Below are 15,849 nucleotides of genomic sequence, written 5' to 3'. Positions count from 1 at the left end.
CGGGGATTCAAAGGCGAGCAGGCTAAATCCTATTTCGCGGAGAATTTATACACCGAGGTGGTTACGTAGCTTTCGCCAGGCTTCAGCACGGTAGTAGGGAAATTTGGCTGGTTAGGAGAATCTGGGAAATGCTGAGTCTCCAGGCAGAACGCGGTTCTGTACGCATCCTTAGACCCGTTCTTAAGGGTATGGGAACCGTCCATGAAGTTTCCGCTGTAGAACTGCAGCCCTGGTTCCAAAGTGTACACTTCCATCACAATCCCGCTTTTGTCGCCCACGGCGGTGGCTACCTTTTTGATGTCTTTTCCGTTAGCACCGGTTAAAACGAAGTTATGGTCGTACCCGCCGCCGTACTGCAACTGCTGGTTTTTGTCCTGGATTCTGGCTCCTATGGCGGTAGGCTGGTTGAAATCAAACGGTGTTCCTGTCACAGGTTCAATACCGGTAGGAATGAGGGTAGAATCAACGGGGTTGTAACGGTCTGCGTTCACTTGCAACTGGTGCCCCAGGATGTCGCCACTGCCTTCGCCATTCAGGTTAAAGTAGGCGTGGTTGGTAAGGTTGACAATGGTGGTTTTGTCAGTGGTGGCGTGATAGCTGATGCTTAGCTCATTTTCATCCGTAAGGGTATAAGTAACCTTGGTGGTTAAGGTACCAGGGTAGCCTTCTTCCATGTCACCGGCCACGTAGGTCAGTTCCAGGGTGTTGTCGTTTACCTGTTTAGCATCCCACACCACGCGGGAAAAGCCTACGTTTCCGCCGTGCAGGTGGTTTTCGTTGTTGTTAGTGGCCAAGGTGTATTGCTTGCCTTCCAAGGTGAACTTGCCCTTGGCAATACGGTTGCCGTACCGGCCAATGGTAGCCCCGAAGAACGTATCGGCTCCCTTGGTATAATCTTCTACGTTTGAAAAACCAACGTTCACATCAATCAGCTTCCCGTTTTTGTCTGGCACCAGCAGGCTCACCAGTCTTCCGCCGTAGTTGGTGATGGCCGCCTGCATGTTGTTCTTGTTTTTCAGGATAAACAGGTCGGTTTGCTTGTTGTCAATGGTTTTCTGGAAATCGGCGCGGGCAGGTAGTTTCACTTCGTTGGCAGTGTTTGTGGTTTGGTTTTCAGAGTTAGCTGTCTCCTCTTTCCCAGCGTTCTGGTTACAGGCGCTCACCAGCAGCATAGAAGCTGCCAGTAACATGGAAACAGGTCTTAGTACGTATTTCATGGGCTAGTTATAGGTTTTAGGCTTAATATTTTTAGAAGTTTCCGCTTGTTGTTGAATCCTGCTTTTTGTTACTGCGCCACCGCTACTACCGGCCACTGCTCTTTGTCCCAACTCAGTTTCTCTATCCGCAATTTAGGCCTCCCGTTTTCGGTGGCATCGTAGCCGTGAAAAATAATATAATCTGTGTTCTCAAAAGTATAGGCTGCGTTGTGCCCTACCCCGTTCCACTTCTCGTTTCCTTCCAGCAACGTTGTGCCGCCACCGGCCTCCATGGCTACCCCGTTCTTGTCTAAATAGGGCCCCTGCACGTTTTTGGAGCGCCCCACAATCATTTTGTAGTCACTTTTAGCTCCTTTGCAGCAATAGTCAATGGAAGCGAACAGGTAATAATAACCGTTTTTTTTGAAAATGAAAGGGGCTTCTATCGCATTTCCTCCGGCCTCGGGCGGATTACCGGGCAAAGGCGCTGGATTTGTCTGAATGGTCAGGCCTTTTTTGCGGCTGGCAATGGTAGGAATCTTGGTCATATCCGCGGCCACCGATAAACGGTCTTTGTTCATCTTCACTAGTTTCAGGCCACCCCAAAAAGACCCGAACGTCATCCACGGCGTCCCTTTGTTATCGGTCACTATGTTTGGGTCAATGGCATTCCAGTTAGTTTGTCCCGGAATGGATTCAATGATTTTGCCATGGTCTACCCACTTGAAGTCTTTGCTGGCAGGGTCAAGGGTTTTGTTTGTAGCCAGGCCAATGGCCGACGTATTCTTCCCGAAAGCCGAGATGGAGTAATACAGGTAATACTTCCCGTTATAGAAGCTGATATCCGGAGCCCAGATGTGGTTGTCTTTGAAGCCGGCCACCGCTTTTACCGCCCACTCCGGGGCCGAGGCAAACACCGGAGCCTCCTTTTTCCAGTTCTGCATATCGGTGGAGGACCACACCGAGATGCCGTGCCCCGTGCTGAACAGGTAGTACGTGTTTCCCTGCTTGGCCATGACCGGATCATGAACCGTCATGTTGCTCATTGGCCGAACCTCGCCTACCTGTTGCCCCTGCGTTTGTTGGGCCTGGACAGAACCAAGGCCCGTGAGCAAAAGCACGACTAAAATGAAGCTTCTTACCATCATATTACTCTTGATTATTTTTCATTTTGCGGCTGCTTTGGTCAAAATGACTACAAATCAGGCCTAGTTAATAAGGAGGCAGGATTTCTGCCTAATTTCCCCTCGCTCGTCTTTATTGGGCGAGTAATTTTTTTATTAAAATACCATCACAAAGCCACCATTGGGTTTCAAGTCCACAGTGGTCTTTCCGTTAGCAGCAATCTCTACTGCTTTTTGCTGCATACCTGAGGCATCGTTGCCATCTGTGATGAAAGAACCTTTTTTGCCTTTCAGGAAAGACAGATCCAAGTCCATGGTTTTGGCTGAATTCTCGCCGTTGATGCCGGCCACGTACCACTTGCCGTTTGCCTGACGCGCCATCACCACCTGCTTGCCCGGGTAGCCGTCAATAAATTTGGAGTCTTCCCACACGCTGGGCACTTCCTTCAGGAAGTTTTGCGCATAGGCCGGTACTTTGGCCATGCCTTGCGGAATCTCCACGTAATGCTGAATGCCTGAGATAAATAGCACCGACAACGCTAGCTCAAAGCCTTTGGTCGTTTTGCGGTTGATTCTCGGGATCTGGTCTAAATTCACCGGCGTGAAATCCATTGGGTCAAACACATTGCGGGTGAACGGAATCACGGTGGCGTGCGCAGCCTCTTCGTCGGCGTTCCGTTGCTCAAAGGTGATGAACTCAAAGCCTTTAATGGACTCCATGGTCATGAGGTTGGGATAGGTGCGCTGCCAGCCTCTGGGCAACGTACAGCCGTGGAAATTTACCAGCAGTTTGTTCTCGGCGGCGTCTTTCAGGATGTCGGTGTAATACTGCATCACGCTCTGCCCATCGCCGCCAAAGAAGTCAATCTTCACGCCTTTGATGCCCATATCACGCAGTTTGGCAAACTCCTGCATCCGGATTTCATGGGTGAGCATTTTGTCTCTGGGGGTATAGGGCGCCGTGTTCCAGGGACCGGCGGAGTTGTACCACAGCAACAAGCCTACGTTCTTGGTTTTGGCGTAATCGGCTAGCTCTTTCATTTTGGAGTAGCCAATTTTTTTGTCCCAATCAGCGTCAATGAGGGTGTAGGCCCAATTCATGCGGGCGGCGTAGTCAATGAACCGCTTCTGCACGTTGTACACCGTGGAATCATCTTTGAGCAAGGCCCAGCTCCACGAGGCTTTGCCGGGTTTGATGAAGCTTTGGTCCAGGGTTATGGCCGGTTTTGCCAAATCGGTTCCTAAAGTAGACTCCGCAATGGCTTTGAGAGAGCCCACCGCCACAATGCGCCACGGCGTGTACCAAGGCAATTCAGACTCGGGGTTCACCACGCCACTGGCCATCTTCTCAGCTTCCTGCGGAAACGCGATGCTGTACTCGCCTCCGGGTGCATTCTGCGCTAAACGGGTACCACAGTAATTTCCCTCGGGAGCAGATTCGGTGATCAAGGCCCAGCTGTCGCCGCTCTGGAACAAGGCCGGGAATACCCATCCTGCTTTGATGGGCGACGGCGTTCCTACCGGAATGCCTTTCAGGTAGTATTCTTCATAGGACGGATTGGTGCTCTCCCAGCCGGTTTTGGCATCAGACATGGGTTGCAGCCAGCCTTTCGCGCTCGCCGGGAACTTAAAGGAAGTAAGCTCCTGGTTGATTTTCTTTATCCCAGAACCTTGTCCCGGAAAGTAGTACCGGAACGCCACCCCGTCATTAGACACCTGAAAGATCACGTCCATCTGCTGGCCTTGGGCATTCTTCAAATGGAAGGTGCGTTTATTAGCGCGGTAGGAGTTCTTCTTGCGTTTGGCCGTCAAAATCTCGTAATCATCCTTTACGGTTTCCACCTTAGAAACCGAGGCTAAGGTCAGGCCTTTGGTCAGATCTGCGTCTTCCATGCGTACTCCCAATTTGGAGTCCTGCAGCACTGGCGCCCCATTGCGGGTAATAGCATAGGTAGCGCTCTGATCTGGCGCCAAGCTAAATCGTACCACAATGCTTTTGTCCGGGCTCTCTACCAGGTACTCATTCTCCAGGGCAGCGCTGCTGGTGCTGCTGTTTTTTTGGGAACAGGAAACAAATACCAGCAGCCCTAAAGCGACTAAGAGGAACTGGCACTTACTAAATACAGATCGGCTTTGTTTGTGTGGGAAAGACATGTACGTTTCTTTTAACTGGGAGAAGCTTTTAGGCTAGTTTTTAGAAAGAGGCGGTGATCAACGTTTTTAGACAAAATGGCCAGCATTTACTTCAGACTTCAAGTAAGTCCTAGGAAATACATTTGCGCCAATAAGAAGAAAAGGAGTTGGCGTTTCCAGACCGGATTACCTAAAACAGCCTGAAAACGCCACCACCTAATTACTACCGTTTACTTTGTGTTCTGCGAGTATTGGTTTTCCGTAGGAGTCACTTTCACCTTAATCACGTTTACAGAATAAGGCTCCAGGGCTAACTTTACGCGTTTGTTTTTCACCTGCACCGTTTGTTGCACCGGACTGATGGCCGTAGGATTAGCAAAAGAGTTCATCTGCTCCAAGTTGCTGCTTCTCAACTTCTGCACGGTGCCTTTGCTCTGGGTGCTTTTCACCCCGTTCAGCACAAATTCGCTTTCCTGGGCTTTGTCTGAGGTGTTCACCACTTTCAAAATCAGCTCGCTTGTTTTCTTGTTCAAGCTAGCCGACGCGAACAGTTTATCCTGTCCGGTCACGTTGGCATTGTTCAACTGGATAGGCACCAGGTGCGTGCCTACGTTGGTGGAAAATAGCTTCTGCACATAGTAGTTGGGCGTCCCGAAAGATTGGAGGTTGTTTACCCAGATCATATCGGGGGTCCACTGCCAGCCTTCTTCATGGGCGAACAAAGGGGCGTAGGAGGCCATCACCACCACATCGGCGTTGCGCTCCAGACCGGTCATGAACGCAGCTTCGGAGAGGGCGCCTTTCCAGTTGTTCTTGTTGTCCGGGCTTGCAATGGCTACGGTTTGAGAGGCGTATTCCCCAGCAAAGATTTTAGGGCCTTTGCGGTCATAGTTGTCATAGCGCGTGGCGTTCTGCTGGAACCACTCCGGGGCCCGGTAATAGTGCTCGTCAATGATATCCGCATTGAGGCTGCGCATGGTTTTGTTCAGGTAATCAAACTCAGGACCATCGGGGAACGGGCCGGTAGTGGTGATCAGCTTCACGTCTGGGTACTTGGCCTTGAGTGCTTTCTCAAAGATTTTGTAGCGCTCCACGTACTGCTCACCCCATTGCTCATTGCCTACCCCCAGGTACTTGAGGTTAAACGGCGCCGGATGGCCCATCTCGGCTCTGATCTTTCCCCACTCTGAGGTAGCCGGGCCGTTGGCAAACTCAATCAGATCCAGCGCATCCTGGATGTAAGGATCCAATTGGTCTAGCGGCACCACCTCGCCGGTATTGAACTGGCAAGCCATGCCGCAGTTTAAAATAGGAAGTGGGGCGGCCCCAATGTCTTCGGCTAACTGGAAGTACTCAAAGAAACCTAACCCGAACGTTTGGAAATAGTCTGGTGTGTGGCGGTGCTTAAATTCAGTGTTCCAGCGGTTAAACAATGTCGCCCGGTTCGCCACCTCGCCAATGGTTTTCTTCCATTGGAAACGCTCATCCAAAGTACGGCCTTCCACAATACAACCTCCCGGGAACCGCAAGAAACCAGGCTTCATATCTGCCAGGAGCTGCACCATGTCGGCACGTAGGCCGTTGGGGCGCTGTTTCCAGGTATTCTTAGGGAACAGGGAAATCATGTCCAGATCAACAACACCTTTTCCTTTGGCGGTCACCACCAAGTTGGCTTTAGGCTCTGTGGCTGTAGCGGTAAGGCTGGCCTCATATTTTTTCCACTCCTGTCCGGATGGCGTAAGCGTAGCGGAACCCAATTTCTCACCTTTGGCATTCACCAGTTCCACCACTAGGGGCACGGTGCTGCCTGCTTCTTGCCGAGCCAAAATTGTGAAATTGTACTGCTCGCCTTTCTTGATGCCCATGCCCCGGAAGCCTTCGTTCAGCAAGCCGTATCCTGCCTCTGTTTTAGACGTCAGGCGCAGGAACCTTGGGTTGGCAGCGTTCAGATTTCCACGGTTATGGATAAGCAAACTGCCTTCGGCGTTGTTCTGCTTCTGCTCTTTCCAGCCCATCAAAGGTGTATCAAACTCAAAGGAGCGATTCTTTACCAACTCGGCGTAAATACCGCCATCGGCGCCCAGGTTAATATCTTCAAAGAAGACCCCGTACATGGTGGGGGCAATCTCGCCATACACCTGGTCTGCTTTCACGGTAAAGGTCTTGCTGGAGGCGGCCGTCTGCCCCGAAACGTTCCAGGAGACAAGGCATCCTACCACCAAAGCGGCTAAGGAAAAGGGTTTGTTTGTCATGGTTATACTAAAATCTGGTGCTACAAGTAATCATCGGGCCGCGCGTTACGGCGGCTATTTATTCAGTCTCGTTTTCTATTTAAGTAGTCTCACGTAGTAAATGCCCGCCGTAGAGGAGTTTTCCTGGGCAGCAAAAGTGACTTTGAGGGTATTGTCCTTTGCCTTCTGCAGCACCTCGGCCGGAAGGGCATAATCAACGTCAATGAACGTATCACCGGCAGAGCCGTCCAGCCGCACGGTTTCCAGCAAGGTTCCGTTCACAGAAATGGTAAAATTGCGGTCTTTGTCTGTGCCGTAATAAGTGACGCGCAGCTTGCGAGGCCCTTGCCCTTTGTTTTTGAGGATGTAGCTGAACCATCCCCGGGCGAGTCGCCAGTGCCGGTCTTTGTAAACGCCCGTCTCGGTCTTCTCCCCCGCGAACCCGTGGTCAGATTCTGGTTGCTGCTCGCCGGGCGCCACCTGGTCTACCGTTTGGGCTTCCAGGGCCAGCTTTACCCGTTCTTTTTCTTTGATAGCTGCCATTCTCGCCTCCAGTCCTTCTGGGGTGGTCACGGGCCAATAGACCATGTACCGGGCATCATGTATCTGGTAGAAAGGCACCAACTCTACCTGCTTGTATTTCTCTGATTGAATTAACCCCGACGCCGAAAACGTAAAGGGTTTGCCCGGCACCGGCTGAATGGCAGAGGCCACTTCTTTGCTGGAAGACACCAGTAAAGGGGCTTCTTCCAGCGGGTACAAAGGTCCGTTCGCGACGTGGCCCATACGGCTTCCGTCGGCTTGCAAGCCGGTTAAATCTGTTTTATCGGTCACGGCCGCGAGCACTATGGGCCCGTGCACAAAAGATACCCAGGGTGATCCATCGGGCAGGTACTCGGCTTTGGTTTGCATGGGCAGCGTCACCGTCACCACATCCCCAGATTTCCATTTCCGGTCTATTCCCACGTACCCAGTCGAGGCAGCGGAGCTCTTCACGTCCTTGCCGTTCACCTTTACGGTCATTTGGCCTTGTTTCACCCACTCTGGGTGCCTGATGTTCAAGGTAAACTTCTGCGCCTTCTTCAGGACAAGGGATATCTCTGAGGTTTCCGCCAAAGGGAATTTGGTGTTCTGCGTCAAAGTTAAACCTTTCTCCTGCCAATCTAAGGTAGAGGGCAAAAACAGGTTTACGTACAGGTCCTTGTCTGAATGAGCGTACACCAACTCCCCGTACTTGCCGTGGTTCTCCAAACCCGAGCCTACGCAGCACCAGAAATCTTCCTGCGGCTGGGAATATACCCGATAGTGCCGTGGCCGCATGGAAGTGAAATACACAAACCCGCCTCTCTCTGGATGCTGCGAAGAGAGGATGTGGTTGTACATGGCCCGCTCATAGTAGTCCAGGTACTTAGGAGAGGCACTGGAGAGGTACAGTTGCTTGGTAAGCTTGAGCATGTTGTAGGTGTTGCACGTCTCAGGTCCCTCTTTCCCTTCCACCATGGAGGTAAAGTCGTTGGCCGGATGGAAGTGCTCGCTTACGCTGTTGCCTCCAATGGAGACCGTGCGTTTATCCACTACCGTTTTCCAAAAGAAATCAGCGGCTTTGGTCCAGGTGGGGTCACCCGCCACCTCAGCCACCCGTTGGTAACCGATCACCTTCGGGATTTGGGTGTTGGCGTGCATGCCGTTCAACTGGTCTTTGCCTTGTAGCAATGGGGTAAGCACCGAAGTCTGCGAGAATCGTTTGGCAAGGGTCAGGTACTTTTGATCCCCGGTTATTTGGGCTACATCGGCGAAGACCTCGTTCATGCCGCCGTGCTCGCTGCGCAGCATGTCCTGTATTTGGGCATCGGTCAGGTTAGAAGTCAGATCCAATGCCCAGTCCGAAAGCTTAATGAGCATGTGCTTTGCCTTCTCGTTTCCGGCAAATAGGTAAGCATCCCGCAGCCCAGAATAGGTTTTGTGGATGTTGTATAAGGGCACCCACTTCTTGTTAAGCGAGAAACTTCCGGCGTCTATCTTTCCAGCCTTAATCTCCTGCCACATCTGCTTGCCTCCGGGGGTACTTCCCAGATAACCATTCCCACTCTTTTGCTGGCAAGCCTCCAATTGGTCTACCATATAGTTCAGGCGCTGCAGCACCTCTTGGTTGCCGGTGGAAGCGTACATGAGCGCCAGCGCCGACAGGTAATGCCCACCAATGTGCCCGTCCAAGCCAGTGTTTTCCCAATTGCCGTAGTTTTCTGCTATGGGCTGGATTCCGGCTTCTTTCTGGAAAGGAGCCAGTAAACGGTCTGGGTTCAGGGACAGCATGTACCGCAGGTCGGTTTGCTGCGCCTGCTGAAATGGGCTCTCCAACAAGCGCACTGATGAAAGCGGGAAGCTCTGCAATTTGCCAGACTGGGCCACCACCACCATGGGGGTCATAGCCAAAATCAATACCTGAAAAGCTTTTTTAAACATGGGGATTTGTTTTACTTCAACCAAAAACGCCTACAAAGACGCCCGCTATTTTAACCGGATAACGTAGTTTCGGGCCTCTTTCCACAAAACAGGCCCGAAACAAAGATTTGCCCAGTGGTGCGCTGAGGCTTTCCGCTGGGCAAATCTGTTTTAGTCTATTGTTTCTTTTTCATCCAGATGGCCAGTCCTCCGCCATTTAAGCCGGTCATTACAATGGTAGAGGGCTTCTTGTTTTCCCAATCCCTTTCCCGTGACACGTGCATCTTGTCCAGGAACATACCGCCGGCCCATCTCAAGGTCAGCCAAGGGGCGTCGTACACCCAGGTATTGTTAGGGTCACCGTTGATGGTTCCGTTGGCGCTTAGTGTGGTGTTGAAGGCATTAGAGAAATTCGGGTCTGTTTGCTCGTTCCCGAAGCCCGGCACCACGGTTTGGGTAAGCACGATCTGCTCGTAATCACCAGCCAGTTGCTCTGTGGTAACAGGAGTCTGCTCCACGTTGGCGAAACGCTCAGGAGAAACCATCGGCCAACCTTCTGGAGTCCAGAAAATCTTACGTACGTGCATCACCATGAACGCTGGGTTTACGCCTGGCCGGCCTTGGTGCGCCATGTAAAACTGGCCGTTGTCCTGAAACACAGATGGGTGTGACACCCCTTGCCAGCCGCCATGGTTCATAAATTTGTACGGTGACAAAATCATAGGTCCGTTGTCTTCCAGGTTGTCTACGTTCACGCCGTTCCAGTCCAGGAAGGGTCCGTTTGGACTTGAGGAGCGGAACACCCGCACATTGTATTTGGTAGCCAACCAGTCATAGGCCACAAACAGATAATACATGTTAGTTTGAGCATTGTAGATGATTTCGGGGCCTTCCAGGTTACCGTTCACCATGTTGCCGGTTCTTCCCCTTCTGACAATGCGGGCGCCTTTGTCACCCGAGGCCAAGGCCAGACCAGTGCTAGGGTTCAACTGCAGCTCATACAAACCATCCCAGGAAGATCCGTACACCATCCAGTGCTGGCCTGATGGCGTCACCACCACCGATGGGTCAATGGCGTTGGTACCCGGTCCCTCGTTCACCGAGGTCACCACCAAACCTTTTTCGGTCCAGGGTCCTTCTGGTGAACTGGAGGTAAGCAACCCAATGGCGCTGGTACGTCCTTCGGTAGGAGCCAGGGAATAATACAGCCTGAACTCATTCCCCACCTTCATGGCATAGGGTGCCCACAGCCCTTGCACCGGTGTGCCCCCGTTAGAGGTAATGTGCTGCACGGCCAAGGCAGGCAGTGCATTCACGGCCCAACCCACGTACTGCCAGTCTACCAAATCCTTGGACTTGCGCACCATGATCCCTACCCTGGCGGCTGCGCCGTAGGCCACATCGGTGCTGTAGCAGTAATACCAATCTCCATGCTTCACAATGGAAGGGTCATGCAAATTGTACGGTCCCCATTGCAGGAAAAAAGCGCTGGAAGCCAGTTGGGGATATGTGTCGGCTAGCCCGTCCAATGAGAACGGTTTAGGCGCAAATATCTCGGGGTCAATCTCGGTTAGTGGCTCATCATCCTCCTGGCAGGAAGTAAGCATGGTAGCTGATAGCAGCGTGAAGGTTAAAACTCTTTTGATGAAGTTCATCATTGTGCCCTGTGTTTAAGTAGGTGATTTAGTCAACTATGCCCAAAACCGCTACCGCATTTGCCTTTATTTTTGAAGAAATGCAGTAGCGGTGCTGATTTACTTATTTGCAGAATTTGGAAGCAGATTAGCGTTATTGTCTAACTCTGACTGCGGAATAGGCAGGTACTCATTGCCAGGGGTCCAGGTGTTGAAATCATCATCATGCTCTTTTAACATGGCCAGTTTTGCTGGGTCATACAACCAACCCCAACGGATGATGTCATGGATGCGCTGGCCTTCAATGGCAAACTCCAAGGCACGCTCGTGGGCAATCTGATCCCGCATCTGCTCTTTGGTCATATTGGGCTTTATCGTAGCTAGATCAGGCAATTTGGCCCTGGATCTTACCTGCTGGATGTACGGGTAAGCTTCAGCGGTACGGTTCAACTCATTCAGCACCTCTGCATACATTAACAGGATATCGGCGTAGCGCAGCACGCGGTAATTATTGCCGCCAGTCTCTGGAGTTTCGAAAGGCACGCCCTGGCCTTCCATGGTGTATTTCCTTGTATATATTTGGTCGCGGATGTTGTCTGGCCAAGCCACGCCGTATGCCGTGGTATTGCCTTCCGCCGGATTGTAGTACAGGATGGTGGCGGGCAACCTTGGGTCAACCTGGTTATCTACGGTTCTTTCCTGTCTGTATTCATTGAAGATCCACTGGGTAGGCTGATAATCTGACCATGCTTTTCCTTGCATTCCGTAAGCAACCGGCAATGCGCTGAATTGTCTCCAGTTAGCAGTAGGCTCCCCTGTCCAGTTTCCTACCGATCCTCCAGTAGCGCTGAACTGCACTTCAAACAACGACTCCGCATTGTTCTCATTGGTGGTGGTAAAGTTGTCTCTGTAGTTTGGCACTAAAGAATAAACACCTTGCAGAGGACCGGAGAAGAACTTGGCGAACTGCGCCTCGGCTTGGGTGTACATTTTCCGGTAGAGATAGGCTTTGCCCAGCAAACCGGCCGCCGCACCTTTGGTGGCTCGCCCTTTCTGCCCTCTGTCAGGACCAACCACCGCATCGTAGTTAATGGGTAGCATTTCCTCAGCATTTCTCAGGTCAGAAAACACCTGGTTCCACAGTTCCTCTTCTGTGGCAGTGGCAGGGTAGTAATCGTTCTGGTCGGCAGGCGGCGTGGTGATCACCGGTACCGCCTTGAAAGTAATAGCCAGGTTGTAATATGCCAATCCGCGCAGGAAATAGGCTTGTCCTAAAATCCGTTGTTTGGCGGCATCATTGATGATGCTGGCGTCCATCTTACCCACATTGGCAATGACCTGGTTCGCCCGGAACACCACCATGTAATGGTCTCTCCAGATCCACTGCGCCTCGCCGGCGTTGGTAGGCAGCGTAAACTGACCGCCTAACTCCAGGTAAACCGCTGGACTGTCTCCGTAGAAATCATCTCCCCTGCTGTCATTGAAACTAGGGAAGGTTCTTTGGTAGGTACCGTCTGTGGTCAAGGCATTGTAGACTGCAGTGACACCGGCAAAGGCCTGCGCTTCTGAGGTCCAGTAAGTGGCAGCTGTTTCCTGGTTAGGGTTGGTGATATCTAATTCGTCATCGCAGCTAGACAAAAGCATCAAGGCGATTACATAATATTTGATCTTTTTCATCTTAAACATCTTTTATGTTTCTCTACTTCTTCGTCTAACAATTAGAAACCCACCTGCACCCCAAACATGATGGTTCTAGGTCTTGGGAAAGAACCATTGTCAAAGCCTGGCTCAAACACTCCGGCGGTAAAATCTGGGTTATACCCTTTGTATTTCTGGAAAGTGTAGAGGTTTTGAGCGGTCACATACACCCGAGCCTTGGTGATGCCTTTGATGAGACCTTCTTTGAAGTTATATCCAAGAGACACGGTATTGATGCGTAGGTGGGTACCACTTTGCAGCCAGCCTTCTCTGTTAGAATCTCTTCCGTTTTCGTTAGGATCTGTCCAAATCAGGCGGGGAATGTTGGTGTCAGTATTGGTAGAAGTCCAGCGGTCAAGGATGTCCTCGTGCCAGTTGTCATCACCTCCGGTGTGCATCAAGGTTCTGTACAAGCGACCGTTGATCAGGTAACCACCTTTGCCAGAAGCGAAAATGGTAAAATCAAAGCCTTTGTAAGATGCGTTGAAATTTAAGCCGTAAGTGTATTTAGGAATACCACTGCCCAGGTACGTGCGGTCATATGTATCTATTACGCCGTCAGGAGTACCTTCAGGACCGCTGATGTCTCTGAAGATCAAATCACCCGGGGCGGTACCTGGCTTCTGGAATGCATGGTTGTCAATTTCTTCCTGAGTCTGGAAGATACCATCTACTACCCAGCCATAGTGTCGACCAACCTCACCACCTAACTCAGTGATAGAACCTACACCCAATCTAGACTTCACGTTGGTTCCCAGATCCAACACCTCATTCTTAAGAGTAGTGAAGTTAGCGGAAACCCCAAACTGGAAGTCACCCACTGATTTGTTGTAGCCTGCGGTAACTTCAAACCCAGAGTTCACCAGGGTTCCGGCGTTTACCACCGGGCTGGAGTTCACAGAACCTACTGAGGCCGGGATAGGAATGTTCACCAACACGTCCTCGCTCTTGCTGCGATAGTATTCAGCAGACAGGTCTATTTTGCCTTCAAACAGGAGAGCGTCAAACCCTACGTTAGAGGTGGTTTTCTCCTCCCATTTAATGGTCTCAGAAACAACATTGGTTTGCAATCCGCCTAAGACTCTTTCTCCGTTGTTGAAAGTGTACACCACATTGGAGTTGATGGCCGGAGAATACAGGTAGTTGCCAATGTTCTCATTTCCTAGCTTACCCCAGCTGGCTCTGATCTTCAAATCAGAAACGATGGACTTAGGCAAAGGGAAGAATGCTTCATTGGAGATTTTCCAACCCAACGCCAAGGAAGGGAAATAGCCGTATCTGTTTACCGGGGAGAATCTTGAAGAACCATCTCTTCTAAGGGTGGCCGTCAACAGATATCTGTCGTCAAAGCTGTAGTTCACTCTTCCCAGGTAAGAAGCCAACACGTGCGCATCCTCGGTACCGGAAGAAGTACTGGTACTACCGTTGCTCAATACAGGGAAGTAAGGCTTAGTAAATCCTTCGGCGTAGCCTTGGGTGAAGATTCCTTTTTCTCTCTGGAACATCTGACCTACCAAAACCGCCAGAGAGCTTTTACCCAAAGTAGCCTCGTAGTTCAACGTGTTTTCAATCAGTGAGCTCTCGTATCTGCGGGAGTTATCGTTTAAGCGGGCAATGGCATTAGGGAAGAAATATCCCAGATTAAACGTTGGGATAAACGTCTTATCACGGGCAGTAACCACATCATAACTCAGGTTCAATTTATACTTCAGGTTATGGTTGGTTCTTTTCAACAGGTGCAATTCACCGTAACCACTGCCAAAAATGCGGTCTACATTAGTGGTGCTGTTGATTAAACTGTTGTAACCAATACCGTTTAACGAGATGGCGTCTTCTCTTTCCTGCAAGGTTCCGCCAAATCCGCCTTCATTGGCTGGGTCATAGACCCCCATGGTAGGGATGGCAATCACCAGGTCATTGATCAATGGCGGTCTACCCCCGGCCAAAACACCGTCACCGGTTACAAGGCCGTTTTCGTGAGAACGGGCATAAAACAAAGACTGGCCAAATTTGAAGATCCCTTTCTCTATGGAAGTATTAACGCGCGCGGTGTAACGCTCATAAGAGGGGCCATTGCCTTTGTAAGTACCTTCGTTCCCGAAATAATCAAGGGAGATATTGTAGGTACTGCTGGCACCACCACCAGACAAGTTAATGTTGTGGTTCTGGCGGTTTCCGGTCTTTAGACCTTCTTCCTGCCAATCTGTATCAATGTCATCAATATACCGTGCATTGTTGGGGTCATTGCCCGGAGCCAATGGCTTGGTGCCAGATCTCAAACGGGACTCGTTGTTCAAGGTCTGGTAATTCTGGCGATTGGTTACCGGCATTCTCTGCCAAACCTGGTCTATGCCGTAATACCCGTTGTATTCTACCTGCAGCGGAGTATCTCTTCTACCTTGTCTGGTAGTAATGATCACTACCCCGTTGGCAGCACGAGAACCGTAGATGGCTCCGGCAGATGCATCTTTCAGCACCTGCATGGACTCAATATCATTAGGGTTGAAATCGCGAGGCACGCCACTGATTGGCACCCCATCAATCACATACAGCGGATCTGAGTTACCAAACGTACCAATTCCCCTTATTCTTACCTGCGGGAAAGCCCCAGGCTGGCCATCGGTGTTGACGCTCACCCCAGAAACCCGGCCCTGAAGCATGGAACCCACGTCATTGGTGGAGACTTTCTTCATATCGGCTACGTCTACCACGGCTACTGATCCGGTAATATCAGAGCGGCGTTGGGTACCGTACCCCACTACTACTACTTCGTCTAAAGACTCAGCATCTGCCTGCAAAGCCACGTTGATAGTGGTTTGATTGTTGATAGCTACTTCCTTGGTGAGAAAGCCAATGTATGACACCACCAAAGTACCGGTACCACTTTGCGCTGTCAGGCTGTAGTTTCCGTCCACGTCAGTAGAAGAAGCAACTGTGGTTCCCTTCAACAAGACCGAAGCTCCTGGCAACCCTGCCCCGCTTGCATCTGTCACCTTTCCTTTGATAGCAATGCCTTGCGCCACTGCATTCACCATTGAACCATATATCAGAAAGAGGGCTAGTATCCACCCTTTCTTGATCAGTAAATTTTGCTGCATAGGATTTAAATAACGGTAGAGATTATAAGTAGAATTCAAACTCGCGGGACTCTAGGATGAGGTAAGTTTCCTTTGTAAATGTTAAAATGACATTTATTAATTTTTCATAAATGTATACCTGCTTTATTTTTTTAGCAACAAAAAGACATTTTTTATTTTCTAAAGTGCCGATTTCACAATCACTTCCACTTTACGGGAGAGACACACCAGCTTTAAGATTCCTTTGCGGGAAGTAAGCTGATTAAAAGGTGGCTTCTGGAAGCAAATACCTCTTTATAGTAGTGGGCTACTTT

General features: G+C 50.7%; 8 protein-coding genes. All 8 read right to left on the bottom strand.

Annotation, left to right across the window (positions count from 1 at the left end; genetic code table 11):
* Window positions 1–29 precede the first annotated feature (29 nt).
* Window positions 30–1,217, bottom strand: a complete 1,188-nt coding sequence (locus ACW9SV_RS14350) for an aldose epimerase family protein (RefSeq protein WP_479557465.1) — start codon at window positions 1,215–1,217, stop codon at window positions 30–32.
* Between the two features lie 68 nt (window positions 1,218–1,285).
* Window positions 1,286–2,344 carry a family 43 glycosylhydrolase gene (locus tag ACW9SV_RS14345; RefSeq protein WP_479557464.1) on the bottom strand — a complete coding sequence of 353 codons (1,059 nt, stop codon included), beginning with the start codon at window positions 2,342–2,344 and terminating at the stop codon, window positions 1,286–1,288.
* Window positions 2,345–2,476: 132 nt separating this feature from the next.
* A complete protein-coding gene (locus tag ACW9SV_RS14340) occupies window positions 2,477–4,474 on the bottom strand; it encodes a glycoside hydrolase family 97 protein (protein WP_479557463.1) in 1,998 nt (665 codons plus the stop codon).
* 209 nt (window positions 4,475–4,683) lie between these two features.
* Window positions 4,684–6,705, bottom strand: a complete 2,022-nt coding sequence (locus ACW9SV_RS14335; protein WP_479557462.1) for an alpha-L-arabinofuranosidase C-terminal domain-containing protein — start codon at window positions 6,703–6,705, stop codon at window positions 4,684–4,686.
* Between the two features lie 75 nt (window positions 6,706–6,780).
* Complete coding sequence (locus ACW9SV_RS14330) at window positions 6,781–9,147, bottom strand: beta-L-arabinofuranosidase domain-containing protein (RefSeq protein WP_479557461.1); 2,367 nt, start codon at window positions 9,145–9,147, stop codon at window positions 6,781–6,783.
* 155 nt (window positions 9,148–9,302) lie between these two features.
* On the bottom strand, window positions 9,303–10,784 hold the full coding sequence (locus tag ACW9SV_RS14325) for a family 43 glycosylhydrolase (RefSeq protein WP_479557460.1): 1,482 nt from the start codon (window positions 10,782–10,784) through the stop codon (window positions 9,303–9,305).
* A 96-nt stretch (window positions 10,785–10,880) separates the two neighbouring features.
* Window positions 10,881–12,437 (bottom strand): RagB/SusD family nutrient uptake outer membrane protein, encoded by a 1,557-nt coding sequence (locus ACW9SV_RS14320; RefSeq protein ID WP_479557459.1) that lies wholly within the window; start codon window positions 12,435–12,437, stop codon window positions 10,881–10,883.
* Window positions 12,438–12,478: 41 nt separating this feature from the next.
* Complete coding sequence (locus ACW9SV_RS14315; protein ID WP_479557458.1) at window positions 12,479–15,556, bottom strand: SusC/RagA family TonB-linked outer membrane protein; 3,078 nt, start codon at window positions 15,554–15,556, stop codon at window positions 12,479–12,481.
* Between the last annotated feature and the right edge of the window lie 293 nt (window positions 15,557–15,849).

The organism is Rufibacter sp. JT20002 (assembly GCF_056491185.1).
Note: the sequence above shows the minus strand (reverse complement) of the source record. Positions and strands in the feature narration are given on the sequence as shown.